This window comes from Pseudomonas sp. TWR3-1-1 (genome assembly GCF_049896545.1).
In the GTDB taxonomy this organism is placed as follows: domain Bacteria; phylum Pseudomonadota; class Gammaproteobacteria; order Pseudomonadales; family Pseudomonadaceae; genus Aquipseudomonas; species Aquipseudomonas weihenstephanensis.
Genome location: NZ_JAFCUO010000008.1, coordinates 120966 through 146614, shown reverse-complemented (window position 1 = coordinate 146614; position 25649 = coordinate 120966). Strand labels below are relative to the sequence as shown.

General features: G+C 58.6%; 26 protein-coding genes. 10 read left to right on the top strand and 16 right to left on the bottom strand.

The window, feature by feature from the left end:
* Positions 1-56 precede the first annotated feature (56 nt).
* The 9 genes from ACP7A4_RS17585 to ACP7A4_RS17545 form a co-directional block, all read right to left on the bottom strand.
* On the bottom strand, positions 57-584 hold the full coding sequence (locus ACP7A4_RS17585) for a DUF2878 domain-containing protein (protein ID WP_059762439.1): 528 nt from the start codon (positions 582-584) through the stop codon (positions 57-59).
* A complete protein-coding gene (locus tag ACP7A4_RS17580) occupies positions 577-1848 on the bottom strand; it encodes an SAM-dependent methyltransferase (RefSeq protein ID WP_059762441.1) in 1272 nt (423 codons plus the stop codon). The genes ACP7A4_RS17585 and ACP7A4_RS17580 overlap by 8 nt, the downstream gene beginning before the upstream one ends.
* Positions 1835-2635 carry a DUF1365 domain-containing protein gene (locus tag ACP7A4_RS17575; protein ID WP_426247868.1) on the bottom strand — a complete coding sequence of 267 codons (801 nt, stop codon included), beginning with the start codon at positions 2633-2635 and terminating at the stop codon, positions 1835-1837. The genes ACP7A4_RS17580 and ACP7A4_RS17575 overlap by 14 nt, the downstream gene beginning before the upstream one ends.
* Positions 2632-3879, bottom strand: a complete 1248-nt coding sequence (locus ACP7A4_RS17570) for an NAD(P)/FAD-dependent oxidoreductase (protein WP_059762447.1) — start codon at positions 3877-3879, stop codon at positions 2632-2634. Before ACP7A4_RS17570 ends, ACP7A4_RS17575 begins: the two co-directional genes overlap by 4 nt.
* Positions 3876-4646 (bottom strand): SDR family NAD(P)-dependent oxidoreductase, encoded by a 771-nt coding sequence (locus tag ACP7A4_RS17565; RefSeq protein WP_426247867.1) that lies wholly within the window; start codon positions 4644-4646, stop codon positions 3876-3878. The genes ACP7A4_RS17570 and ACP7A4_RS17565 overlap by 4 nt, the downstream gene beginning before the upstream one ends.
* Positions 4639-6084: a deoxyribodipyrimidine photo-lyase gene (gene phrB / locus ACP7A4_RS17560; RefSeq protein WP_426247866.1), complete on the bottom strand. Its 1446-nt coding sequence runs from the start codon at positions 6082-6084 to the stop codon at positions 4639-4641. Before phrB ends, ACP7A4_RS17565 begins: the two co-directional genes overlap by 8 nt.
* 27 nt (positions 6085-6111) lie before the next feature.
* Positions 6112-7047, bottom strand: coding sequence for a MerR family transcriptional regulator (locus tag ACP7A4_RS17555; RefSeq protein WP_426247865.1), 936 nt, complete (start codon positions 7045-7047; stop codon positions 6112-6114).
* Positions 7048-7049: 2 nt separating this feature from the next.
* Positions 7050-8018: a YbgA family protein gene (locus tag ACP7A4_RS17550; RefSeq protein ID WP_203303668.1), complete on the bottom strand. Its 969-nt coding sequence runs from the start codon at positions 8016-8018 to the stop codon at positions 7050-7052.
* Between the two features lie 142 nt (positions 8019-8160).
* Positions 8161-9147 (bottom strand): NAD(P)/FAD-dependent oxidoreductase, encoded by a 987-nt coding sequence (locus tag ACP7A4_RS17545; protein WP_059762456.1) that lies wholly within the window; start codon positions 9145-9147, stop codon positions 8161-8163.
* A 194-nt stretch (positions 9148-9341) separates the two neighbouring features.
* On the opposite strand from ACP7A4_RS17545, the gene ACP7A4_RS17540 reads away from it, so the two are divergent.
* Both ACP7A4_RS17540 and hemH read left to right on the top strand, forming a co-directional pair.
* Positions 9342-10244, top strand: a complete 903-nt coding sequence (locus ACP7A4_RS17540; protein WP_059762459.1) for a TIGR01777 family oxidoreductase — start codon at positions 9342-9344, stop codon at positions 10242-10244.
* A gap of 13 nt (positions 10245-10257) precedes the next feature.
* Complete coding sequence (gene hemH, locus ACP7A4_RS17535) at positions 10258-11283, top strand: ferrochelatase (protein ID WP_426247864.1); 1026 nt, start codon at positions 10258-10260, stop codon at positions 11281-11283.
* Positions 11284-11459: 176 nt separating this feature from the next.
* Here hemH and ACP7A4_RS17530 read toward each other — a convergent pair whose 3' ends face one another.
* Together ACP7A4_RS17530 and upp are read right to left on the bottom strand one after the other, a co-directional pair.
* Complete coding sequence (locus tag ACP7A4_RS17530) at positions 11460-12734, bottom strand: uracil-xanthine permease family protein (RefSeq protein ID WP_048400254.1); 1275 nt, start codon at positions 12732-12734, stop codon at positions 11460-11462.
* 1 nt (position 12735) lies between these two features.
* Positions 12736-13374: a uracil phosphoribosyltransferase gene (upp, locus tag ACP7A4_RS17525; RefSeq protein WP_048363128.1), complete on the bottom strand. Its 639-nt coding sequence runs from the start codon at positions 13372-13374 to the stop codon at positions 12736-12738.
* Positions 13375-13538: 164 nt separating this feature from the next.
* Between upp and ACP7A4_RS17520 the strand changes: the two genes are divergently transcribed.
* The 3 genes from ACP7A4_RS17520 to ACP7A4_RS17510 all read left to right on the top strand — a co-directional run bounded on the left by ACP7A4_RS17520 (position 13539) and on the right by ACP7A4_RS17510 (position 15690).
* Positions 13539-14096: a hypoxanthine-guanine phosphoribosyltransferase gene (locus tag ACP7A4_RS17520; RefSeq protein ID WP_048363129.1), complete on the top strand. Its 558-nt coding sequence runs from the start codon at positions 13539-13541 to the stop codon at positions 14094-14096.
* A gap of 17 nt (positions 14097-14113) precedes the next feature.
* Positions 14114-14587 carry a WbuC family cupin fold metalloprotein gene (locus tag ACP7A4_RS17515; protein WP_426247863.1) on the top strand — a complete coding sequence of 158 codons (474 nt, stop codon included), beginning with the start codon at positions 14114-14116 and terminating at the stop codon, positions 14585-14587.
* Between the two features lie 161 nt (positions 14588-14748).
* Complete coding sequence (locus ACP7A4_RS17510; RefSeq protein ID WP_203303665.1) at positions 14749-15690, top strand: AEC family transporter; 942 nt, start codon at positions 14749-14751, stop codon at positions 15688-15690.
* Positions 15691-15749: 59 nt separating this feature from the next.
* On the opposite strand, the gene ACP7A4_RS17505 is transcribed toward ACP7A4_RS17510, so the two are convergent.
* The 5 genes from ACP7A4_RS17505 to gatC form a co-directional block, all read right to left on the bottom strand.
* Entirely contained in the window at positions 15750-16790 is a 1041-nt protein-coding gene (locus tag ACP7A4_RS17505; protein WP_059762516.1) for a calcium/sodium antiporter, read from the bottom strand.
* 50 nt (positions 16791-16840) lie between these two features.
* The gene (locus tag ACP7A4_RS17500; RefSeq protein WP_059762467.1) at positions 16841-17212 is read right to left on the bottom strand and encodes a septal ring lytic transglycosylase RlpA family protein; all 372 of its coding nucleotides are present in this window, start codon (positions 17210-17212) and stop codon (positions 16841-16843) included.
* Positions 17213-17282: 70 nt separating this feature from the next.
* Positions 17283-18728, bottom strand: coding sequence for an Asp-tRNA(Asn)/Glu-tRNA(Gln) amidotransferase subunit GatB (gatB, locus tag ACP7A4_RS17495; RefSeq protein ID WP_426247862.1), 1446 nt, complete (start codon positions 18726-18728; stop codon positions 17283-17285).
* Between the two features lie 10 nt (positions 18729-18738).
* The gene (gene gatA, locus ACP7A4_RS17490; protein WP_048363134.1) at positions 18739-20190 is read right to left on the bottom strand and encodes an Asp-tRNA(Asn)/Glu-tRNA(Gln) amidotransferase subunit GatA; all 1452 of its coding nucleotides are present in this window, start codon (positions 20188-20190) and stop codon (positions 18739-18741) included.
* A gap of 14 nt (positions 20191-20204) precedes the next feature.
* Positions 20205-20492, bottom strand: a complete 288-nt coding sequence (gene gatC, locus ACP7A4_RS17485; RefSeq protein ID WP_048363135.1) for an Asp-tRNA(Asn)/Glu-tRNA(Gln) amidotransferase subunit GatC — start codon at positions 20490-20492, stop codon at positions 20205-20207.
* A gap of 210 nt (positions 20493-20702) precedes the next feature.
* On the opposite strand from gatC, the gene mreB reads away from it, so the two are divergent.
* The 5 genes from mreB (at position 20703) to rng (ending at position 25629) form a co-directional block, all read left to right on the top strand.
* Positions 20703-21740 carry a rod shape-determining protein MreB gene (gene mreB, locus ACP7A4_RS17480; RefSeq protein WP_002555108.1) on the top strand — a complete coding sequence of 346 codons (1038 nt, stop codon included), beginning with the start codon at positions 20703-20705 and terminating at the stop codon, positions 21738-21740.
* Positions 21741-21913: 173 nt separating this feature from the next.
* A complete protein-coding gene (gene mreC, locus ACP7A4_RS17475; protein WP_426247861.1) occupies positions 21914-22969 on the top strand; it encodes a rod shape-determining protein MreC in 1056 nt (351 codons plus the stop codon).
* A complete protein-coding gene (mreD, locus tag ACP7A4_RS17470; RefSeq protein WP_048363137.1) occupies positions 22969-23457 on the top strand; it encodes a rod shape-determining protein MreD in 489 nt (162 codons plus the stop codon). Before mreC ends, mreD begins: the two co-directional genes overlap by 1 nt.
* A 52-nt stretch (positions 23458-23509) precedes the next feature.
* Positions 23510-24115, top strand: a complete 606-nt coding sequence (locus ACP7A4_RS17465) for a Maf family protein (RefSeq protein ID WP_059762471.1) — start codon at positions 23510-23512, stop codon at positions 24113-24115.
* Positions 24116-24171: 56 nt separating this feature from the next.
* Complete coding sequence (gene rng, locus ACP7A4_RS17460) at positions 24172-25629, top strand: ribonuclease G (protein WP_048363139.1); 1458 nt, start codon at positions 24172-24174, stop codon at positions 25627-25629.
* The last annotated feature ends 20 nt before the right edge of the window (positions 25630-25649 follow it).

Genomic DNA, 25649 nt, shown 5'->3' with positions numbered 1-25649 from the left:
CGAGGCTGCGATCGCAAACCCTGTCACTGCGCGACCCCCGAGGCGTCGCACCGTGGTTAGGTCGGGTCGCGAGCAAGCTCACGGCTACGGGTGTTGACGTGTTTTGCGGCTATCCATTGCAGTGCTGCAAACAATCCCGCCCACAACACGCCTAGTCCAAGCAGCGTTGGCCACACACCGAACGGGAACGTCACGGCTCCCAGCCGTTGCCCGGCGTAATAGGACAGCGGGCCGCCGATGGCACCCAGCAGTGCGGCCCGCCAACGAGGTTGTGCGGTCCATGCCAGGCAATGGTTCAGCGTCGTCGCCAGTAAGGCCCAAAGCACTATCAACCAGAACGGGATCAGCCACTGGGCCTGCGTGAACGCAAACACGCCCGCGTTGAGGAGCAGGCTGTCGACCAGCGTACCGAGCATGCACACGCACACCATCAAACGCAGTTCGGCCCATGAGCGACTTATCCACACCACGTGGATCAGCAGCGCGCCAGCCGCCAGCCAGAGCCAGGCACTGTTGCCGCCCAACACACAGGCAAACCAGCCGAGCTGAAACAGCACGGCATTGGCCAGCTGCTTTTCAAGCATTGAAGCGGCCGAGTAATGGTGGGTTCATGGCGGCGGGTTTAGCCAGCAGTAATTGTGCGGTGCCGATGCTGCGCTCCAAAAAGCCGCCTTCGCAGTAACACAGGTAAAACTCCCACAAGCGCAGGAAGTACTCGTCGTAACCCAGCTCCGTCAAACGCCCGTGGGCGCGACGAAAATTCTCATGCCACAGGCGCAGGGTTTTGGCGTAGTGCAGGCCAAAATCTTCCATGTGCATGAGGTTCATGTCGGTATCGCTGCCCACAATGGCCAGCATTTTTTGCACGCTGGGCAATGCGCCACCGGGGAAAATGTAGCGTTGGATAAAGTCCACACTGCTTTTGGCCTGTTCGTAGCGCTGTTCGCGAATCGTGATGGCTTGCAGCAGCATCAAACCGTGGGGTTTGAGCAAGTGCGAGCATTGCTTGAAATAGTTCGGCAAGAAGCGATGACCGACCGCCTCAATCATTTCAATCGACACCAGCTTGTCGTATTGCCCTGTCAGGTCGCGGTAATCCTCCAGCAGCAAGGTCACTTGGTCCTGTAAGCCCAGGGTTTCAACGCGGGCCTGGGTGTAGTCGAACTGTTCTTTGGACAAGGTGGTGGTGGTCACTTTGCAGCCGTAATGCTGTGCGGCGAACAGTGCCATGCTGCCCCAACCCGTACCGATTTCCAGTAAATGGTCTTCGGGTTTGAGGTTGAGTTTTTGGCAGATACGCTCCAGTTTATTGAGCTGGGCCTGCTCCAGCGTGTCGTCGGGGCTGAGGAACTGCGCCGCGGAATACATCATGGTGGGGTCGAGAAACTGCTCGAACATTTCATTGCCCAAGTCGTAATGCGCGGCAATATTTTTTTGTGAGCCTTTACGCGTATTGCGATTGACCCAATGCAGAGCGCGAATCAACGGCCGCCCCAGTCGCGCCAGCCCGCCTTCCAGGGCATCCAGTACCTGCATGTTACTGACCAGTACCTGAATCACTTTGGTCAGATCGGGTGAACTCCAGTAGCCGTGTATGAACGCTTCGCCTGCGCCAATCGAGCCGTTGCTGGCGATCATGCCCCACACGCTGGCGTCGTGAATCTGTACTTCAGCGACCATGCTCGCACTGCGATCCCCGAAAACATGCGGCTCACCGTTTTCGATGATGACCAGATGGCCATTTTTCAATTGATTCAATTGGTGCATCACCCCGCGCCTTAACAGCACGCTGGTCAGATTGTGGGTGCTCGAGAGCGAGGACTTGCTCACCAGACTAGGGCTTTTCATGGCGTTGATCCTTGGGTTGCAGGGCAGCAATGCGAAAGGCGCCGTCGGCGGCCTGGTGAGAAACAATCGGTGTACGTTTAAGAAAAAGGCGTAAGGCTTGCCAGTAAATGGCCAGGCAGGTTTTGGCCGTCATCCACGGAAATTGGCGCAGGTAGCGGTGCAAACTCGCGCGGTCCAGTTCTGTACGGTGCAGGTTGAGCGTGGCATCAAAGACCTTCAGTTCACCTTGCCAGTCCGCCATGTGCACGCCAAGACGGGCGCCTGGAGGGCTGAAACTCATGCGGTATTCCAGATCGCGCGGTAAAAACGGCGAGACGTGAAAGGCCTTGGCCACGGCGACATGCGCAAAGCTGTCACCCTCGACGGGGAGTACGTAGTGGTAGCGTTCGCGCCACGGTGTGTTGGTCACTTCGCACAGGATGGCGGCCAGTTTTCCATCCGTTTCGTAGCAGTAAAAGAAACTCACCGGGTTGAAGGACAGCCCCCAGCTGCGGGCTTGAGTCAATAAACGAACCGCACCTTGTGGCGTGCGGCCTAATGCTATGCCCACTTGCTGGCGCACTGCATCAATCAGGCGCATGCCGGTTTCGGTGTAGGTTTTTAAGTAATCGCTTTCACGAAAGGAGAAGGGCGCAAAGCGACTTTTGCCGGCCAGCGGTGACAGCCCCAGCACAGCGTCTTGCTCATCCAGGTCCAGATACAGCAGGCCGATGCGATAGCGGAACGCATGATCCCGCGGTGTAAAGCGTCGATGGGCGATCCAGCCGCTGTACAGGGCGCTGTTCATAACGTTTGGCCGAAAGCTTTGGCCACGCGCAGTGCGCTGACCACGCCGTCTTCATGGAAGCCATTGGCCCAATAGGCGCCACAAAAATAACTGTGCTGAGGCCCCAGCAGCTCTTGCCAGCGGGCTTGAGCCGCTACGCCAGCCAAACTGTATTGCGGGTGAGCGTAGGTGTAGCTGGCCAGTACTTTGCGCGGATCAATCGCTGAGGTTTGGTTGAGGCTGACGCAAAAAGTGGTCTCGCTCTGGATGCCTTGCAGGATGTTCATGTCATAGGTCACAGCTGCACGTTTTTGTCCTGCGTTGCCCAAACGATAGTTCCAGCTGGCCCACGCCAGTTTTCGATCAGGTAACAGGCGGGTATCGGTGTGCAACACCACATCGTTGTCGGCATAGGGCAGCGCGCCGAGGATGTGTTGCTCGGCGGCTGACGGGGCGGCCAGCAGCTTGAGGGCTTGATCGCTGTGGCAGGCAAAAATGACTTTGTCGAAACGTTCAGTGCCTGCGCCGCTGTGTATCAGTACACCTTGTTCGTAACGTTCGACCTGGGTGACCGGGCACTTAAGGTGGATGTTGTCGGCAAAACCTGCGCTCAACGGTTTGATATAGGCACTGGAGCCGCCTTCAATCACACGCCATTGCGGGCGATTGCTGACGCTGAGCAAACCGTGATTTTTGAAAAAACGCACAAAGAATTGCAGCGGAAAGCGCAGCATGTCGTCCAGTGACATGGACCAGATTGCGGCGCCCATCGGTACGATGTAGTGCTCGATAAAGCGTGTGCCATAGCCGCGCTGCTGCAGGTAGTCGCCCAGCTGGGTGTCACTGGCAATACGTTGCTCCTCCAAATCGCGAATGGCTTCGCGGTTGAATCGCACGATATCGCGCAACATGCCCCAGAACCTGGGCGACAACAGGTTGCTGCGCTGGGCAAACAAACTATTGAGGGTATTGCCGTTGTATTCGAGCGAGCTGTGGGTGTCGTGCACAGAAAAGCTCATTTCTGTGGCCTTGGAGCGCACGCCCAGTTGCGTCATCAGCGTGATGAAATTGGGGTAGGTCCAGTCATTGAACACAATGAAGCCGGTGTCCACGGCATGGGTCTGGCCGTTTACATTGACCTCGACGGTGTGCGTATGCCCCCCGATCCAGTCACTGGCTTCGAACACACTGATGTCGTGCGCTTTGTGCAGTAAGTAACCGCAGGTCAGCCCTGAGATGCCGCTGCCAATGATCGCGATTTTCATGATGGTTTTCCGTCAGAGGTGCGCGCCAAGCGTCTGCCCAACGCCACTTGGAGGCGTTTTGGCAGGCTCGCCAACAGTCGCAATGTGGCAATGAACAGGGTCGGGAAGGCGATCTCCAGCGGGCGTTTTTGCAGGCGCTGGCAAATATGCCGGGCGGCTTTGTGCGCAGGCCAGCGCATGGGCATCGGAAAGTCATTTTTTTCTGTCAGCGGGGTGTCGACAAAACCCGGGCTGACAAGGGTGACGTCAATCCCTTCCTGGGCCAGATCGATACGCAGGGATTGGAGCAAGTAGCGCAGGCCGGCTTTGGATGCGCCATAGGCTTCGGCGCGTGGCAGTGCCCAATAGGTGACCGAACTGACCACGCCCACCACATGCGGGCGCGAACCGGCGCGCAGTAAAGGCAACGCGCTCTCAAGGCAATAACTGGTGGCCAGCAAGTTGGTGCGCACCACGCGCTCAATCACCGTGGCGTCAAAATGGCGCACGTCCACGTATTCGCAGGTGCCTGCGTTGAGGATCACCGTGTCCAGAGCGCCCCAGAGTTGGGTGATGCGGTTGCCGATTTCACGCACCTGCGGGTGGTCGGTCAAATCTCCCGGCACGAGGAGTACTTGGCCTGGGTAGCGATCGGACAAGGCTTTGAGCGGCGCCAGTGTGCGGGCGGTCAATGCGAGGCGGGCGCCGCTTTTTAGCAGCTCCTCGGCCATGTGTACGCCCATGCCACTGCTGGCGCCTGTGAGCCAAATCCGTCGCCCGTCAGCCATGGCTCACCTCGAGCATTTGTTTGGAGGGTAAGTTTTTGAAGGCGCTCAGGGCCCGTTCGCGGCTTTGGCTCAAGTTGACGATGGGGGCCGGGTAATCTGCTACCCCAAACAACCCGCCTGCCGAGGCCGGGTTATGCACCTGTTTTTTGTTCAGATCCGCCAGTTCGGGCAGCCAGTGTTTGATGTAAACCCCGTCGGGGTCGAAGCGTTCGGACTGGCTCAGGGGATTGAAAATTCTGAAATAGGGGACCGAATCGGTGCCGGTAGACGAACTCCATTGCCAGCCACCGTTGTTGGCGGCCAGGTCGCCGTCGATCAGGTGCTGCATAAAGAAACGCTCGCCTTCACGCCAGTCGATCAACAGGTTTTTGGTGAGGAACATGGCCACTACCATGCGCAGGCGGTTGTGCATCCAGCCGGTGTCCAGCAATTGGCGAATGGCGGCATCAATGATCGGGAAGCCGGTGCGGCCTTCTTTCCAGGCGGCCAAGTCTTGGGGGGCATCGCGCCACGGCAAATACTCGGTTTCAAGTCGAAAGGCACGATGGCGAGAGACGCGTGGGTAACCGACCACTATGTGTTTGTAGAATTCGCGCCACAGCAGTTCGGTGATCCAGGTAAACGCACCGGGGCTGCCGCTTTCGAACTCGCCGTTATTGCTTTGCAAGGCGGCGTGCAGGCATTGGCGAGGCGAGATGACCCCGGCGGCCAAATAAGCTGAAAGCTGGCTGGTGCCGGGCTTGGCAGGTAAGTCGCGTTCGTCCTGGTAATAGTGAATCTGTTGATCGGCAAAGCGCGCCAAACGTTGCTGTGCCTCCTCTTCGCCGGCAGGCCAGAGCGCACGAATTGATGCGCTGGGTGATGCAAAACCTTGCACGGAGTCCGGCACGGCATCGCGCTCAATATTGAGCGGCGCCTGGGCTTTGGGCGGTGCGACGGTTTGTGGCATGGCCATGTGCAAGCGGTTGTAGCAAATTTTGCGAAACTGGCTGAAGACCTGAAAGTAGGAGCCCGATTGCGTCAAGATGCTGCCCGGCTGAAACAACAGTTGGTCCAAGTAAGAGTGGAACGCGATGCCCAGGGCTTCAAGGGTGTGAGCCACCGCCTCATCGCGTCGGGTCTCGTTGATGCCGTATTCCTGATTGGTGTGCAGCGCTTGCACGCCCAGTTGTTGGCATAACTGCACCAGCACCGCGGGCGCTTGATCCCACGTCGGGCAGGTGCGAATCAGCAGCGGGATATTGAGCTGTTGCAGGCTGTCACTCAGCGTGCGCAGGTTACGCAACCAAAAATCGACTTTGCACGGTGCGTCGTCATGGGCCAGCCATTGTTGCGGGCTGATCAGGTACACGGCTGTGGTGGGGCCGCGGTGAGTGGCAGCACTCAGGGCGGTGTTGTCGAGATGGCGCAGGTCGCTTCGTAGCCAGATAAGTTGCATGTCAGTTCCTTGAGCAATAGCGCGGTGCTACACCAGCCCGAGTTGAAAGAGGCGTTGGTGGGCCTCAATGGGGTCGTTGGCCAGACACAGTCCAGCGATCTCAGTCGTACTTACGGACAACACGTCGTAATGGATGCATACCGTTGGTCCGGCAATCACGATGGGGCACTCGATGCCGTTCAAGAGTTTTGGCAGTTGGTGGGTGTTCAGCGTTTTGCTGGAGTACAGCACCACGGCGCGTGGTTTTAAGCGCTCAACTGCCAGCCCCAGTTCTCCGACCGGCAGCGGGGCATCAAACATTTCAACCGGGCAGTGGCTGTTGCTGATGAGCAAGGCGCTGAGCCACAGATGAGGTTCGAGCGCCAGATCAGAATGATTGATCAACAACACCGGGTCGCCGCTGAGCGAGCGGTTGTTGTGATAAATCCGTGCGCCCAATTTGCTGCGTAACCAGGAGTGGAAGAACACGCGTTCCAGTTGGGCGCCAAACTGGCCTTGCCAGCGTTGTTCCAGCTCTTTGAGCAACGGAATCAATAATTGCTCGCACAAGGCGCGTGCCGGGTAGAGCGACATCACTTGGTTGAAGCAGTCATCCAGCTTGCGCTCGGCCAATTCACTGATGGCTTGAATCAGGGTTTGCCGCCAGACCTGCCAGTCATTTGCGAGTGAGTCGTCAGGCGCGGCGGGGGCATCGAGCAGGGGTTTGATTTGGCTGACGGCAACCCCGCGATTGAGCCAAAGCAATATGTGCTGGATACGCTGGATATGTTCATTCGAGAACAGGCGATGGCCCTTGGCCGTGCGCTGCGGCACGATCAGGCCATAGCGGCGTTCCCAGGCGCGTAAGGTCACGGCGTTCACCCCCGTGATGCGTGACACGTCACGAATGGGCAGCCAGCCTTCAACCAGTGCCTGGCTGTAGTCGGTGTGAGGGGTATTGGACATGATCAAGTCATCATTCATGGTCAGATAGCATTTCGCAGGCTGAGATTTTCCGGATGCGGTTGCAGGTAAACCTGACGCGAGATGTAAGGGTCGGGGTGTAGGCGAAAGTGATGCTTGAGTAAGGTCAGCGGCACCACTAATGGCACGATGCCTTGCAGGTATTGGCCAATCAGGTGCTGCATTTCGCGTTTGTCAGCGGGGCTGATGGACTGTTTGAGGTAGCCGCTCAGGTGCTGCAACACGTTGGTATGGGTGCGGCGGGTGGCGCATTTTTTAAGGGCCTTCATCAGCTCGCTGAAGTACTGCGGCGCAATCTCTCGCGGGTCTTGCTTGCCGAGGCTGCCGAGTAAATTGCCCAGGGTTTTGTACTGCACCGGGTGATGGGCCATCAGTTGGTATTTGTAGCGCGCGTGGAACTCGGTGAGGGTGCGGCGGGTGATGCCCTGCTTGAGCAGGGCCTGCCAGGCGCTGTAGGCGTACACCCGGGTCATGAAGTTTTCGCGCAGCACCGGGTCATTCAGGCGGCCGTCTTCTTCGACCGGCAAGTCGGGGTGAGCCGCGCAGAACGCATGGGCGTAGATGCCGCGCCCGCTCAACTCGGCAGGTCGCCCCCCGTCCTGATACACCTTGACCCGCTCAAGGCCACACGAAGGCGACTTTTGCATAAAGATGTAGCCACAAATATCCGTGTGGGAAGCCGCCATTGCCACACCGTAATCGTGCAGGGGCCGGGTCACGTCCAGCGCACTGTCGACACTGCCTACCGCGAGAGGCTGCGCAGGATCACCTATCAAACGGATGGGTTGACGCGGAATACCCAGGCCGATGGCCACCTCGGGGCACAGCGGTACAAATTCGAAATGTTCACTTAAGGCCTGGCTGCACAGGCGCGATTCTTTGTGCCCACCGTTGAAGCGCACTTCAGCGCCCAGCAAGCAGGCGCTGATGGCTATTTTCGGTTTGTGTCCGGTAGTGGCGATGCAGGCCATGGGATGAACCTCCAAGAATTTCTTGTACATCTTTTTATTGATGTACAACTTGAGGTCATCATAGGCTTGATATTGTACAAGTCAAACTTCTTGTATAGGTATTATCGTGCACTGCTCGGCAGTGGCCTCAATCGCCGGCCATTCATTCCAAATGCTCAAGTAGGCGGCGTGCTGCCTCCTGGCCGCTGAGCCATGCGCCTTCGACCCGGCCGGACAAGCACCAGTCGCCGCAGGCATAAAGGCCCAGGTCGGCGTCAGCCAAAGCGCCCCATTCGTGGGCTGCTGCGGGCCGGGCATACAGCCAGCGGTGGGCCTGAGTGAAAATAGGCGCCGGAATCGCGACGTGCATCAGCTCGGCAAATGCGCCGTGCAGCTGTTCAATCACGGCCTCTTTGCTCAGGTCGAGGTTTTGCCGGCTCCAGGCGCTGGTGGCATGCAGCACCCAGGTGTCGGGCTGGCTGTCACGCAGGGGTTTACTGCTGTTTCGCGCGAGCCAGTCCAGCGGGCTGTCTTGTACAAAGCAGCCATCCATTTTGGTGTCGAGGGCGGTTTCGAATGCCAGCGCCACCGCCCAGGTCGGGTCCATCTTGACCCCGGCTGCGGCGCTGGCCAGTTTCGGCGCGCTGGCCAGCAGCGCCGTGGCTTGGGGGGCGGGGGTGGCCACGATCACATGGCTGAACGGTCCGTGATCCTTGCCGTCTGCATCTTGCAGGTGCCAATGTTTTTCGCCGCGAATCAAGTCTGTAATGCGGCAAGTAAAGGTCACTGTCAGGTGCTCCAGCAGGCCCCGGGTAATGGCGCTCATGCGCGGGCTGCCGACCCAGCGAATTTGCTCGTCGGGAGAGGGCGTCAGTTGGCCATTTTTGTGGTTATACAGGTGGGGTTCCCACTCGCTAGCCCAGCCTTTGGCTTGCCAGTGTTGAACCTCATCGACAAAACGCCGGTCGCGGGCTGTGAAGTACTGCGCACCCAGATCGAGCGCACCGGCCTCGCTGCGTGTGCTCGACATGCGCCCGCCGCTGCCGCGGCTTTTATCGAACAGGTGCACGGCGTGCCCTGCCTTGTGCAGGGCATGTGCAGCCGAAAGCCCGGCAATTCCGGTGCCGATTATTGCGATAGGTACAGTCATATTGGCCTCGATTCCTGTTTGCACAGACGACGTTGTCGATAATACCTGTACAAATCTATTTATTAGTATAGGTTTCTGCGTGCTCGCCGGGGTCATTTGGCCTATTCTTCATGCAAGCCAGCAGACCGATGAAATGGGTCTTTGTTTAAAAATAGACCAGTGCTTGCGATAAAACTCCCTGCGAGGTTGAACTGATGCACATATTGCTGACAGGCGGTACGGGCTTGATAGGCCGCCAACTGTGTCGTCACTGGTTGGCGCAAGGTCATCGTTTGACGGTATGGAGCCGGCGACCGGAGCAGGTGAGTGAACTGTGCGGCACGGGTGTAAGAGGTATCGCCCGTCTCGATGCGCTTGGGCAGGAACCGGTGGATGCGGTGATCAATTTGGCGGGCGCGCCCATCGCCGACAGGCCGTGGACGCGTAAACGCAAAATGTTGCTTTGGAGCAGCCGGATCACGCTCACAGAAACCCTTCTGACCTGGCTCGAAAGCCGCGAATACAAGCCTTCGGTCTTGGTCTCTGGCTCTGCCGTGGGATGGTATGGGGACGGCGCTGAGCGCGAGTTGACCGAGGACTCGCCTACGGTGAACGAAGATTTCGCCAGCCATTTGTGCATCGCATGGGAAGAGACCGCGCAACGGGCGCAGGCTCTGGGCATCCGTGTGGTGCTGGTGCGAACGGGTTTGGTGTTATCGGCCGATGGCGGCTTTTTGTCGCGTTTACGGCTGCCCTTCAAGCTGGGCTTGGGTGGGCCAATAGGCAATGGTCGGCAGTGGATGCCGTGGATTCATATCAATGACCAAATTGCCCTGATTGATTTTCTTGTGCATGAGAATGCCGCGACGGGTCCTTATAATGCCTGCGCGCCGCACCCGGTACGTAACGCAGAGTTCGCCAAGACCTTGGGCCGTGTGCTGCATCGCCCGGCCTTTATGCCCATGCCGGCGTTTGTATTGCGTGTGCTGTTGGGCGAGATGTCGCAATTATTATTGGGTGGCCAGCGCGCAACACCTGCCAGATTGCTGGAAGCCGGTTTCACTTTTCAGTTCACCGATTTGCGTGCGGCACTTGATGATGTGTCCGCCCGCCTCTGAAATAGGATGTTGCATGACCGACCACGCGCTGTTGCTGGTTAACCTGGGTTCGCCGGCGTCTACCTCGGTAGCGGATGTACGCAGTTACCTGAACCAATTTTTGATGGACCCCTACGTCATCGACTTGCCGTGGCCTGTCAGGCGTTTGCTGGTGTCGCTGATCCTGATCAAACGCCCTGAGCAATCGGCACATGCCTACGCGTCTATCTGGTGGGATGAAGGCTCGCCTTTGGTGGTGCTCAGCCGTCGCTTGCAGCAGGCCATGACCCAGGAGTGGACGCAGGGGCCGGTGGAGCTGGCCATGCGCTATGGCGAGCCGTCGATTGAAACCGTGCTTACCCGGTTGGCCGCTCAAGGCATTAAAAAGGTCACCTTGGCGCCGCTTTATCCACAGTTTGCCGACAGCACCGTGACCACGGTGATTGAGGAAGCCAGGCGCGTGGTCAAGGTCAAGAAACTACCGATTCAGTTCTCGATTGTGCAGCCGTTTTACGACCAGCCCGAGTACCTGGATGCCTTGGTGGCCAGTGCCAAGCCGCACCTGGAGCAGGATTACGATCACCTGTTGCTGAGTTTTCACGGCTTGCCCGAGCGCCATTTGCACAAGCTCGACCCTACCGGCAATCACTGTTTTAAACGTGAAGACTGCTGCCAAAACGCCTCACCTGCCGTATTGGCCACCTGCTATCGCGCGCAGTGTTTGCGCACCGCTCAAGCGTTTGCCCAGCGCATGGGCTTGCCAGACGGTAAATGGTCGGTAGCGTTCCAGTCGCGCTTGGGACGAGCGAAATGGATCGAACCCTACACCGAGGCTCGGCTGGATGCGTTGGCCAAAGAGGGCGTGAAGAAGATATTGGTCATGTGCCCGGCGTTTGTGGCCGACTGCATCGAAACGCTGGAAGAAATTGGCGATCGCGGACGTGAGCAATTTATTGAGGCGGGGGGCGAAGAGTTGGTGCTGGTGCCGTGTCTCAATGACAGCCCGCAGTGGGCGGCAGCATTGAATACGTTGTGTGAAAGAGCGCCGTTGGAGCTGTAGCGCACGCAAAACCTGTAGCCGCTGACGAGTAACGCGAGGCTGCGTCCGCGCGCGAAGCGCTCGTAAAACCCTTGAGCGCGGTGTCTCACAGACACCGCAGTCATCAGCTTTACGAGCGCTTCGCAATCGGACGTCGCCTTCTGCAACGGCAACGCCAAGCTCGCGCCTACAGGGTTTTAGAGAATCGGCTCGTCACCTTTCTTCTTTTTCCAGGCGTCATTGCCCGGCAGGATCAGGTTCAACGCTATCGCCACAATGGCGCACAGCGCGATGCCTTTAAGACCGAAGTCTTCAGGCCCCATCCCCGTACCGATCAGTACGCCGCCGATCCCGAATACCAGGGTCACCGAGACGATCACCAGATTGCGCGCTTCGCTCAGGTCTACCTGATGGCGAATCAGGGTGTTCATCCCCACGGCGGCAATCGAGCCGAACAGCAGGCAGAGAATCCCGCCCATGACAGGCACTGGGATGCTTTGCAGCAGTGCGCCGAACTTACCGACAAATGCCAGGCTGATAGCGAAGATCGCCGCCCAGGTCATGATTTTCGGGTTGTAGTTCTTGGTCAGCATCACGGCGCCCGTCACTTCGGCGTAGGTGGTATTGGGTGGGCCGCCCAGCAGGCCTGCGGCGGTGGTGGCAATGCCGTCACCGAACAGCGTGCGATGCAGCCCCGGCTTTTTCAGGTAGTCACGCCCAGTCACGCTGCCTACAGCGATAACGCCGCCGATATGTTCAATGGCTGGGGCCAGGGCCACGGGGACGATAAACAGAATCGCCTGCCAGTTGAACTCCGGTGCCGTGAAGTGCGGCAGGGCAAACCAGGGGGCCGCAGCGATCTTGGCGGTGTCGACGACGCCAAAGTAGAACGCCAACGCGAAACCTACCAAGACGCCGGCAATGATCGGCACCAGACGGAAAATCCCTTTACCGAAGACCGCCACGATCAGTGTGGTCAGCAACGCTGGCATCGAGATCAGCATGGCGGTTTGGTAGTGGATCAGTTCGGTGCCGTCTTCTGCCCGGCCCATTGCCATGTGTGCGGCAATCGGGGCCATTGCCAGACCGATCGAAATAATCACCGGGCCAATCACCACCGGTGGCAGCAGGCGATCAATGAAACCGGTGCCCTTAATTTTTACGGCGAAGCCAAGAAAGGTGTACACGAAACCGGCTGCCATTACGCCGCCCATGGTCGCGGCGAGGCCGAACTGGCCCTTGGCGAGAATGATCGGGGTAATGAAGGCGAAACTCGAAGCCAGAAAGACCGGCACCTGGCGCCGGGTAACGATCTGGAACAGCAGAGTCCCGAGACCCGCCGTGAACAGCGCGACGTTAGGGTCCAGGCCTGTAATCAAAGGCATCAACACCAACGCGCCAAAGGCCACGAAGAGCATCTGCGCGCCAGAAATAATCTGGCGCCAGAGCGGGTCGTTGAACTCGTCCTGCATGTTATGCGTCCTTTTGCTTGGTGCCGAAGATCTTGTCGCCGGCATCGCCCAAGCCCGGAATGATGTAGCCGTGTTCGTCCAGACGGTTATCGATCGACGCGGTGTAGATGGTCACGTCCGGGTGAGCGGCTTGAACGGCGGCAATGCCTTCTGGGGCAGCTACCAGCACCATGGCGCGGATTTCTTTGCAGCCGGCTTTCTTCAACAGGTCAATGGTGGCAACCATCGAGGAGCCTGTGGCCAGCATTGGGTCGATGATCATCGCCAGGCGTTCGTCGATTTCCGGTACGAGTTTTTCCAGGTAGGTGTGCGCCTGCAAGGTTTCTTCGTTACGGGCCACGCCGACAGCGCTGACTTTGGCGCCCGGGATCAGGCTCAGTACGCCTTCAAGCATGCCGATACCGGCGCGCAGGATAGGCACCACGGTAATTTTCTTACCGGCGATTTTTTCAACTTGAACAGGCCCGCTCCAGCCTTCAATCTCGTAGGTTTCGAGGGTCAGGTCGCTGGTGGCTTCATAGGTCAGCAACGCGCCGACTTCCTGAGCAAGCTCGCGGAAGTTCTTCGTGCTAATGTCGGCGCGGCGCATCAGGCCAAGTTTGTGACGGATCAGTGGATGTCGGATCTCACGGATGGGCATAGGGAAAAACTCCGGGGGCAGGCAAAAAAACCGGCCTAGATTAATCTAATCCGGGGTGATGTCCTACAGACATTAGTGCACGTTAGTCCATAAACGCTTGATCTGAGCCATGCGGATGCGTACCTTTGCCCGCTTTTCTTGAGCAACCCCCCCTGGAGAGCGTCATGTCTGCTGATCTCGAGCATATCCGTCAAATCATGCGAGAGGCTGACTGCCTGTACACCGAAGCTGAAGTCGAGGCGGCCATTGCCCGCGTTGGCGCGCAAATCACGGCCGACATGGCCGAGATGAATCCAGTGGTTTTTTGTGTGATGAACGGCGGGCTGATTTTTGCCGGTAAGCTGCTCACCCATCTGAAATTCCCGCTTGAGTCGTCTTACTTGCACGCCACGCGTTATCGCAACCAAACCAGCGGTGGCGATCTGTTCTGGAAGGCCAAGCCTGAAGTGTCGTTCATGGACCGTCATGTATTGATCATCGACGACATTCTGGATGAAGGTCACACCCTGAGCGCTATCGTTGATTTCTGTCACCATGCGGGCGCGCGTCAAGTGCACACTGCCGTGCTGATTGATAAAGACCATGACCGCAAAGCCAGTCCCGGCCTGAAAGCCAACTATGAGGGCCTGCCGTGCGTGGACCGTTATGTCTTCGGTTATGGCATGGACTACAAAGGCTACTGGCGTAACGCCGCCGGCATTTATGCCGTTAAAGGTATGTAAACAAGGACGTTGAAACCATGATTACCCCAAGCTTTCTCGATCAAACGTTGTTTAACGAACTGGCTGAGAAAGCGGCCGGTAACCCCCGTGGTCGTCAGCACCACAACCTGCATCAGATGGAGGAGCCGTGCCATCGCATGGTGGTGGGGCTGCAACCTGACACCTACGTGCCGCCGCACCGGCACTTGAGCAGTGACAAGGCTGAAACCTTGTTGGTGCTCAAGGGTAAGTTGGGCGTGCTGATATTTGATCAGGACGGTCAGTTGCTCGACAAACGGGTGCTGGTTGCGGGAGGCGAATGCCTTGGGGTCGACCTGCCACCGGGGGTGTTTCATGGTTTGGTGGTGCTTGAAGCCGACAGTTTGATGTTCGAATGCAAAGCAGGGCCGTATCGGCCTGTGGGTGAGGGCGAACTGGCCCATTGGGCTCCGCGTGAAGGTGATCCCGGCGTGGCCGAGTACCACAGCTGGATGCGCGCGCAGTTTGCTTGATCATTGCCTGTCGTTGCTGCCGCAAGCGGCGAGCCCCTTGAATCGGGCGCTACAAATCGCGGCCTTCGCCAGCGACGACAGCGCGTGTTCAGTGGCTAGGCAGTGGCTCAGTGGCTGACATAAGATTAGCCGCCTAACGATTGCAATCGGAATTGCTTGGCATGCTGGCTATTTTCCTTCAGACGCTCACCATCACCGCTCCAGTATTTGCCATGTTGTTTCTGGGCGTCGTGCTTAAGCGCGTTGGCTGGATCAACGACAGTTTTATCCACACGGCGTCGGCTCTGGTGTTTAACGTCACCATGCCGGCGTTGTTGTTTCTGGGTATTTTGCATGCGGATTTGAGCACCGCATTACAACCCAAAGTCCTGGGGTACTTTAGCGCGGCCACCTTGCTCAGCTTTTCACTGGCGTGGACATGGTCGATCTGGCGCTGCCCGCGTGAAGACCGTGGCATCTATACCCAGGGCGCGTTTCGCGGTAACAACGCGGTCATTGGCCTGGCACTGGCTGCCAGCATGTACGGCGACTACGGCATCTCTTTGGGGGCTGTGCTCGCGGCGCTGGTCATCCTGCTTTACAACACGTTGTCGACCATCGTACTGGCGGTGTACAGCCCGGTGATCAAGTCCGATCCGTGGAGTATCTGCAAAAGTGTGTTCAAAAACCCGCTGATTATCAGCGTGCTGGCCGCGGTGCCGTTTGCAGCGTTCAAGATTGCGCTGCCCAACTGGCTGCAAGCCAGCGGCGAATACCTGGCGGCGATGACGTTGCCATTGGCGTTGATCTGCATCGGCGGCACCCTGTCATTGGCCGCCTTACGCAAAAGTGGCGATCTGGCCCTCAGTGCGAGTCTGGTCAAAATGATCAGCTTGCCGATCATCACCACGTTGGGCGCATGGTTGTGCGGCTTTCGTGGGCCTGAGCTGGGCACGCTGTTTTTGTACTTTGCCAGCCCGACCGCCGCCGCCAGTTTTGTGATGGCCCGCGCCGCCAATGGCAATCATGAATTGGCCGCCGCGATTATCGTGATCACCACACTGATGGCCGCCATCACCACCAATATCGGGATCTTTGTGTTGCAGTGGGGTGGCTGGATTTAAGCCTGGGGCGTGCAAAACCCTGCGCACGTTTTGGTATGGAGTGCGCCTCGCACGGCCCCTCAGTGTTGTCGACGCCAGGCGCGCAGAGTGCTGAACAGCAGAAACACCAACAGTGCCGGCAAGAGGTAAAACAGCATCAGGTGCTCGAGCTTGCCGGCCAGTGGCATACCGGTGGTGAACGACACTACGTGCAGGCCATACGCCAGATACAACCCCAGAAACAGCAGCCCTTCAACCCGTGTCACGCGGTAGCCGGTGTAGAACACGGGCAGGCACAGTACGGCAACGCCCAGCATCACCGGCAGGTCGAACGCCAGGGCATTGGGCGAGACGGACAGCGGCGCGGGTGCCAGCAAAGCGGTGAAACCCAGCACACCGAGCAGGTTGAAGACGTTGCTGCCGATCACGTTGCCCACTGCAATCTCACGTTGGCCGCGAAAAGCGGCGATCAGCGAGGTGGCCAGCTCGGGCAGGGAGGTGCTCACCGCAATGATGGTCAGGCCGATGATGCGTTCCGACAGCCCCAGCTGGGTCGCGACGTCGACGGCGGCAGCCAGCAAAAGATGACCGGCCAGGCCGAGCAGGAGCAAGGCGCAGAGCATCATCAGTACATTGCGTGGCCACGTGTGTTGCGGCTGGTCGTGGCTGGCGTGATGGTGGTTGCTGTGGCGTGACTGGCGCAGCAGCATGCCCAGATAGACCGCCAGGGCACAGAGCAACACAACGCCGTCCAGTCGGTCGAGATCCTTGCTCAAGGCCAGCCCGTAGACCAGTGCGCTGGCGAGGATCATCAGCGGAATATCGAGGCGCACCAACTGGCGGGATACGCGCAGCGGGATGATCAGGGCAGACAGCCCGAGGGTGACCAGAACGTTAAAGATGTTGCTACCGATCACGCTGCCCACGGCAATGTCTGAAGTGTCATTGAAGGCCGCTTGCAGGCTGACGGTCATTTGCGGCGCGCTGCTGCCGAGTGCGACCACGGTCAAACCGATCAGCAAGGGGCGAACTTTCATTTTTGCCGCCATGCTCACCGCGCAGCGCACCAACAGTTCGGCACCTGCGATTAGCAGCCCGAGGCCGCACAGCAATTGCAGCAGGTTCCATGTCGATAACGCGTTCAAGCCCAAGATTGCAGCCGCTCCCTGATTTAGTCGCTCAAGCCCTGGATGCGGACTTTTGCGGTGCCGCTGCGCAGCATACCCAACTGTTGGGCCGCTTGGCGTGAAAGATCGATCAGGCGCCCACGGGTGTGCGGGCCGCGATCATTGATGCGCACCACAACGCTCTGGTTGTTACTTAGATTGGTGACCAAAACCCGGCTGCCGAAGGCCAGTTGGCGATGGGCGGCGCTGAGCGCGTGCTGGTCGAAGGGTTCGCCACTGGCGGTGCGTTTACCGTGGTGACGAGCGCCGTAATAAGAGGCGACGCCGGTTTCGTCATAGCCGCGTGGGTCTATGTCGTGGCTGGCGCAGCCAGCGAGCAAGCTGAGCAGGGCGCAAGCGCCGAGTAGCCGCTTCATGGGGGATCCTTATAGAACTCAGAAAAACGCCCCGCAGCCGCAGGCAGCGGCTACGGGGCTCGCCTGAAACCTAGCCTTCGAGCTTGCTTTTGAGCAGTTCGTTGACCTGTTGCGGGTTGGCTTTGCCTTTGGACGCTTTCATTGCCTGGCCGACAAAGAAGCCGAACATTTTGCCGCGCTTGGCTTCGTCAGCCGCGCGGTACTGCTCAACTTGCTCGGCGTTGGCGGCCAGCACTTCATCCAGCACTTTTTCAATCGCGCCGCTGTCAGTCACCTGCTTGAGGCCGCGTTTTTCGATGATCTCGTCAGCGCTGCCTTCGCCATTGGCCATGGCTTCAAGCACCACTTTGGCAATTTTGCCGGAAATGGTGTTGTCCTTGATGCGCTGCAACATGCCGCCCAGTTGCTCGGCGGTGACGGGTGACTGGTCGATGTCCAGGCCCTGCTTGTTGAGCAGGCTGCCCAGCTCAACCATGACCCAGTTGGCCGCCAGCTTGGCGTCGCCGCTGATGCTGACCACTTTTTCAAAGTAGTCCGCTTGCTCGCGGCTCGAAGCCAGCACGCTGGCGTCGTAGGCGGACAGGCCGAACTGTGACTGGAAACGCTCGCGCTTTTGCGGTGGCAGTTCGGGCAGGGTCGCGCGCACGTCTTCGATGAACGTGTCTTCGATGACGACGGGCAGCAGGTCCGGGTCGGGGAAGTAACGGTAGTCGTTGGCTTCCTCTTTGCTGCGCATGGCGCGGGTTTCGTCTTTGTTCGGGTCGTACAGACGGGTCTGTTGAATGACCTTGCCGCCGTCTTCGATCAGTTCGATCTGGCGCTGAACTTCGCTGTTGATCGCTTTTTCGATGAAGCGGAACGAGTTGACGTTCTTGATCTCGCAGCGGGTGCCGAATTCAGCCTCACCAAATCTGCGAATCGACACGTTGCAGTCGCAACGCAGCGAACCTTCGGCCATGTTGCCGTCGCAAATGCCCAGGTAGCGCACGAGGGCGTGCATGGCTTTTACGTAGGCCACGGCTTCTTTGGCGCTGCGCATGTCCGGCTCGGAGACGATTTCCAGCAACGGCGTGCCCGCACGGTTCAGGTCGATGCCGGTGGCGCCGCTGAAATCTTCGTGCAGGCTTTTGCCTGCGTCTTCTTCCAAGTGTGCGCGGGTAATGCCGACGCGTTTGACCGTGCCGTCTTCAAGGGTGATGTCCAGGTGGCCCTTGCCGACAATCGGCAACTCCATCTGGCTGATCTGGTAACCCTTGGGCAGGTCCGGGTAGAAGTAGTTTTTGCGCGCAAAGACGTTGTGCTGAACGATCTCGGCATCAACGGCCAGGCCGAACATCACGGCCATGCGCACGGCTTCTTCGTTGAGCACCGGCAACACGCCCGGCATGCCCAGGTCAACCAGGCTGGCCTGAGTGTTCGGCTGCGAGCCAAAGGTGGTGGCGCTACCGGAGAAAATCTTCGATTGGGTGGCGAGCTGGGAGTGAATTTCCAGCCCGATCACAACTTCCCATTGCATATGTTTCTCCTCAGAAGCCGGCAGGTGAGCGCGTGTGCCAGTCAGTGTTGAGCTGATACTGGTGAGCAACGTTGAGCAGGCGACCTTCCTGGAAGTACGGAGCCAGCAGCTGCACGCCTACAGGCAGGCCATCGACAAAACCGGCTGGCATCGACAGGCCCGGCAGGCCCGCGAGGTTGGCGGTGATGGTGTACACGTCTTCCAGATAGGCAGAAACCGGGTCGCTGTTTTTAGCGCCGATTTTCCAGGCCGGGTTAGGCGTGGTTGGGCCGAGGATGATGTCGACTTCATTGAAAGCCGTCATGAAGTCGTTTTTGATCAGGCGACGGATTTTTTGCGCCTGCAGGTAATACGCGTCGTAGTAACCCGCCGACAGTGCGTAGGCGCCGACCAGAATCCGGCGTTGTACTTCCGGGCCAAAACCTTCGGCGCGCGAGCGCTTGTACAGGTCGGTGAGGTCTTTGGGGTCTTCGCAGCGATGACCGAAGCGCACACCGTCAAAACGCGACAGGTTGGAGGAGGCTTCTGCTGGCGCGATCACGTAGTACGCAGGAATCGCGTGCTGCATGTTGGGCAGGCTGATGGGCTTGATCACGGCACCGAGCTTTTCAAGTTCTTTGATGCTGGTGTGGATCAGCTCGGCGATACGTGGATCGAGGCCTTCGCTGAAGAACTCTTTTGGCACGCCGATGCGCAGGCCTTGCAGCGAACCATTGAGGTTGGCGCTGTAGTCCGGCACGGGTTCGTCGATGCTGGTGGAGTCTTGCGGGTCGAAACCGGCCATGCCTTGCAGCAGGATGGCGCAGTCTTCGGCGGTGCGCGCAAGCGGGCCACCCTGATCGAGGCTGGACGCGTAAGCAATCATGCCCCAGCGCGACACACGACCGTAGGTCGGTTTCAGGCCTGTGAGGTTGGTCAGTGCGGCGGGCTGGCGAATCGAGCCGCCGGTGTCGGTGCCAGTGGCAGCCGGTAACAGACGAGCGGCAACGGCTGCGGCCGAGCCACCCGACGAACCGCCGGGCACGTGATCAAGGTTCCACGGGTTTTTGACCGGGCCGTAGTAGCTCGACTCGTTGGCCGAGCCCATCGCGAACTCGTCCATGTTGGTCTTGCCCAGGCTCACAGCGCCCGCAGCGGCCAGTTTCGACACCACGGTGGCATCGTACGGGGCCTTGAAGTTGTCGAGCATCCTGGAGCCGCAGCTGGTGCGTACACCCAAGGTGCAGAACAAGTCCTTGTGACCAATTGGCGCACCCAGCAGGGCGCCGGTTTCACCGTTGGCGCGACGTGCGTCGGCGGCCTTGGCCTGCTCTACAGCGAGGTCTTCGGTGAGGGTGATGAAGCTGTTGAGCTGAGGATCGAGCTGGGCGATACGCGCCAGCAGGGTTTTGGTCAGCTCTTCAGACGAAAACTTTTTATCGGCGAGTCCGCGGGCGATCTCGGCCAGAGTCAATTGATGCATGCAGGCTCTTCCTTTTACTCGATGACCTTGGGAACCAGATAGAGGCCGTTCTCGACCGCTGGCGCGATGGCTTGGTAAGCCTCGCGGTGATTGGTTTCAGTCACGACGTCTGCACGCAGGCGCTGGCTGGCTTCCAGTGGGTGGGCCAGCGGCTCGATACCGGTGGTGTCGACAGCCTGCATCTGGTCAATCAGCCCCAGAATGCTATTAAGGGCTTCGGTGGTGCGTGGCAGATCGGCATCATTCAAACCCAGGCGGGCCAAATGAGCGATTTTTTCCACGTCGGAGCGTTCAAGCGCCATGGGATTCTCCAGTGGAAAACAAGACGGATGCTATCCGTGTGTTAGATTGTCGGAACACTACCGCATTTCTACGGTCATATGGCCGCGATTGTGGGGGCTGGTGCTCGGAAAAGCGGCCAATTTAACATATTGGCGCCTTGCCCAAAATCCCTGTCGTTGTTAGAGTTTGCCGCACTTTTTTACCCACGCGTTGCCTAGGGTCCCTTTCCCATGTTCAAGAAACTGCGTGGCATGTTTTCCAGCGATCTTTCCATCGACCTGGGCACTGCCAACACCCTTATTTACGTGCGCGAGCGCGGTATTGTCCTGAATGAGCCATCGGTTGTGGCTATTCGGACACACGGTAACCAGAAAAGTGTCGTTGCCGTCGGCACCGAGGCCAAGCGCATGCTGGGCCGTACACCGGGCAACATTGCAGCCATTCGTCCGATGAAAGACGGCGTTATTGCCGATTTCAGCGTGTGCGAAAAAATGCTGCAGTACTTTATCAACAAGGTTCACGAAAACAGCTTTCTGCAACCAAGCCCTCGGGTACTGATTTGCGTACCGTGCAAATCGACTCAGGTTGAGCGTCGCGCCATTCGTGAGTCGGCACTGGGTGCCGGCGCCCGTGAAGTCTTCCTGATTGAAGAGCCAATGGCCGCCGCCATCGGTGCCGGCTTGCCGGTAGAGGAAGCGCGCGGTTCGATGGTCGTCGATATCGGTGGTGGTACCACTGAAATCGCGCTGATCTCCCTGAACGGCGTGGTTTACGCCGAGTCCGTACGGGTTGGCGGCGACCGCTTCGACGAAGCGATCATCACCTACGTGCGCCGTAACTACGGCAGCTTGATCGGCGAATCGACGGCTGAGCGCATCAAGCAGGAAATCGGCACAGCCTATCCGGGCGGAGAAGTGCGTGAGGTTGACGTACGCGGCCGTAACCTGGCTGAGGGCGTACCTCGTGCTTTCACCCTGAACTCCAATGAAGTGCTGGAGGCGCTGCAAGAGTCGCTGGCCACCATCGTTCAGGCCGTGAAGAGCGCGCTGGAGCAGTCCCCGCCAGAGCTGGCTTCAGACATCGCCGAGCGCGGTCTGGTGCTGACCGGTGGTGGCGCCTTGCTGCGTGACCTCGACAAGTTGCTGGCGCAGGAAACCGGTCTGCCGGTAATTGTTGCCGAAGACCCGTTGACCTGTGTTGCGCGTGGCGGTGGCCGTGCGCTGGAAATGATGGATAAACACACGATGGACCTGCTCTCCAGCGAATAAGATCGGTGGTCGCAGTTCGATGGTTATCACCAGAAGGTAGCACTTTGCAGTGCTGCCTTTTGGCGTTTATCTTTTGTCAATCTTCATCCAGGCCGCTTGAAGCCGTATGAATACATTGAACACTTGCCCCGGAGGAGCGGCTTATTAAACCGCTCTTTTCCAAAGGCCCCTCTTTGGGCGTACGCCTATTGGTGTTGGTCGTGCTATCGGTCGCACTGATGGTGGTCGATGCCCGTTTCACGTTGCTCAAGCCGGTGCGCAGTCAAATGTCACTGGTGCTGATGCAGACCTACTGGATTACCGACTTGCCGCAGCGCCTGTTTCAGGGTGTCGCGAGTCAGTTTGGCAGCCGTACGGAACTGGTCGCTGAAAACGAGAAACTAAAAACCGAAAACCTTCTGCTGCAAGGCCGCATGCAAAAACTGGCCGCCTTGACCGAGCAGAACGTTCGCCTGCGCGAGTTGTTGAACTCCTCGGCACTGGTCAACGAAAAGGTTGAAGTGGCCGAGTTGATTGGCATGGACCCTAATCCCTTTACCCATCGCATCATCATCAACAAGGGTGAGCGCGACGGGGTGGTGCTCGGTCAGCCAGTGCTCGATGCGCGTGGGCTGATGGGGCAAGTGGTCGAGTTGATGCCCTACACCTCGCGGGTACTGTTGCTGACAGACACCACCCACAGCATTCCAGTGCAGGTCAACCGCAATGGCTTGCGGGCAATAGCCAGCGGCACGGGTAACCCCGAGCGTCTGGAGTTGCGCCATGTGGCAGACACCGCCGACATCAAAGAAGGCGATCTGCTGGTCAGTTCGGGTTTGGGCCAGCGATTCCCGGCCGGTTACCCGGTGGCAACCGTCAAGGAAGTGATTCACGATTCCGGTCAGCCGTTTGCCATCGTGCGTGCGGTGCCGACGGCGGCGTTGAACCGCAGCCGCTATCTGTTGTTGGTGTTCAGTGACAGCCGCAGCCCTGAAGAGCGGGCCAATGACGCGGCTCAAGCGCAAGAAGCCGAGAAAAACGGCGAACCGCTACCCATCATTCCCGCCACCGTGCCCAAACCGGTTGCTGTGCCTGCTGTTGCCCCAACGGCGACACCAGCGCCTACGGCAACCCAGCCTGTGGCGCCAACGCCCGCTAGCGGCGCGGTTAAAAAACCGGCTCCAGTTGTAACCCCTGCCGCCGCCACGCCGCCAGCCGCTGCGCCGGCCACCACTCGGGAGAGGCAATAATGGCGGGTATCCGTTCGCACAATGGCTGGATGATCTGGCTGACGTTTGCCATTGGCCTGCTGCTCAGCGTTTCGCCGATGCCGCAGTTCATGGAAGTCTTTCGCCCGCTGTGGCTGGCCTTGCTACTGGCTTTTTGGGCGCTGTACATGCCGCACAAGGTGGGCATGGTCACCGCATGGTGTCTGGGCCTGACCGAAGACGTGCTGTACGGCACGTTGCTGGGGCAGAACGCATTGATTCTGACCCTCATCACATTCTTGGTGCTGTCCCTGCAACAGCGGTTGCGCATGTTCCCGATGTGGCAGCAAAGCCTGGTGCTGTTGGTGATCTTCGGCCTGGCGCAGTTGGCGCAGTTGTGGCTCAGTGCCTTGACCGGCAACCGCCAGCCCACGCTGGCGCTGGTGCTGCCAGCCTTGGTCAGCGCGTTGCTGTGGCCCTGGGTTAGTTATGGACTCCGTGGATTGACCCGACGCTTCAAAATTAATTGACCGGATCGCGAGCCATTTCCTGGTTTGTGCACATTGACAGGGAGATGTCGTGATGACTTCGCTTTATCTGGCTTCAGGCTCACCCCGCCGACGCGAGTTACTGACTCAAATCGGCGTGCCTTTCAGCACCGTCAGTGCTGGCATTGATGAAACCCCTCTTGCCCATGAATCCCCTGCGGCCTATGTCGAGCGCCTTGCGTGTGAAAAAGCACGCGCCGGGCGTGAGCATTTGCGCACATCTGTCCCTGACGCCGCCTTTTGCGTGCTGGGCGCCGATACCGCCGTGGTGCTGGACGGGCAAATTCTGGGTAAACCCGTCGACGAGGCCGATGCCTTGGCTATGCTCATGGCGTTATCGGGTCGTGAGCATGAGGTGTTGACCGCCGTTGCCGTGTTGGACGCTGAGCGTTGTGAGACACGCGTTGTACGCAGCACGGTTCATTTCAGACACATCAGCACACAAGAAGCTGCGCGGTACTGGGCCAGTGGTGAACCTCAGGACAAAGCCGGTGGCTACGCTATTCAAGGCTTGGCTGCGGTGTTTGTGTCAGGGCTCAATGGCAGTTATTCGGCTGTCGTCGGCTTGCCTGTGTGCGAAACCGCAGAAGTGCTGGCGCATTTCGGCATACCCTGTTGGCAAAACCTTACCGTGCGTTAAATACCGCACCTACGAGACGTGGCACTAATGTGATGACGCCTGAACGAGACCCAGCCATGAGTGAAGAGATCCTGATCAACATCACGCCGATGGAATCGCGCGTGGCGGTGGTAGAGAACGGTGTTTTGCAAGAGGTGCATGTCGAGCGCACCCAGCGCCGAGGCATTGTTGGCAACATCTATAAAGGCAAGATCGTTCGCGTATTACCCGGCATGCAGGCCGCCTTTGTTGATATCGGCCTGGACCGCGCAGCCTTTATCCACGCCTCCGAAATCTCCCTGCGTGAAGGCCAGGCCGTTGAAAGCATCAGCGCCTTGGTCCATGAAGGTCAGAGCCTGGTGGTGCAAGTCACCAAAGACCCGATTGCCTCCAAGGGCGCGCGCCTGACCACGCAGTTGTCGATCCCTTCGCGTTATCTGGTGTACATGCCGCGCACCGCGCATGTCGGTATTTCCCTGAAGATCGAAGACGAAGCCGAGCGTGAGCGCCTCAAGCAGGTGGTCAGCGACTGCGTGGCTCAGGAGGGCATCAAGGAAGCCGGTGGTTTTATCCTGCGTACGGCGGCCGAAGGTGCCGGGGCGGATGAAATCCTGATGGACATTCGTTATCTGCGTCGCCTGTGGGACCAGATCGGTGCACAAATCAAAACCGTGGGTGCGCCGACCGTTATTTATGAAGACCTGGGCCTGGCCTTGCGCACACTGCGCGATCTGGTCAGCCCCAAGATCGAAAAAATCCGCATCGATTCACGTGAAACCTTCCAGAAAACCACGCAGTTTGTGGCCGAACTGATGCCGGAAATCGCGGATCGTCTGGAGCATTACCCCGGCGAGCGGCCGATTTTTGACCTGTATGGCGTAGAAGGTGAAATCCAGAAAGCCCTCGATCGCAAGGTGCCTCTCAAGTCCGGCGGCTATCTGGTGGTGGACCCGGCCGAGGCCATGACCACCATTGACGTCAACACCGGCGCGTTCGTAGGGCATCGCAATCTTGAAGAGACCATCTTCAAGACCAACCTCGAAGCGGCCACCGCTATTGCGCGCCAGCTGCGCCTGCGTAATCTGGGCGGCATCATCATCATCGACTTCATCGACATGGAAGATGAAGAGCATCAGCGCCAAGTGCTGCGCACCCTTGAAAAACAGCTCGAACGCGACCACGCCAAAACCAACATCATCGGGATTACCGAGTTGGGACTGGTGCAAATGACCCGCAAGCGCACCCGCGAAAGCCTTGAGCAAGTGCTGTGCGAGCCGTGCGTGTGCTGTCAGGGGCGTGGCAAGTTGAAGACTCCTGAGACCATCTGTTACGAAATCTTCCGCGAAATCTTGCGTGAGGCGCGTGCGTATCAAGCCGAAGGGTATCGCGTGTTAGCCAGTCAGCGCGTGGTAGACCGCTTGCTGGATGAAGAGTCGGGCAATGTGGCAGAGCTTGAAGGCTTTATCGGGCGTACGATTCGTTTTCAAGTAGAAACCATGTACTCCCAGGAACAATACGACGTGGTGCTGCTCTGAAGCACCACACGCTTTACGGA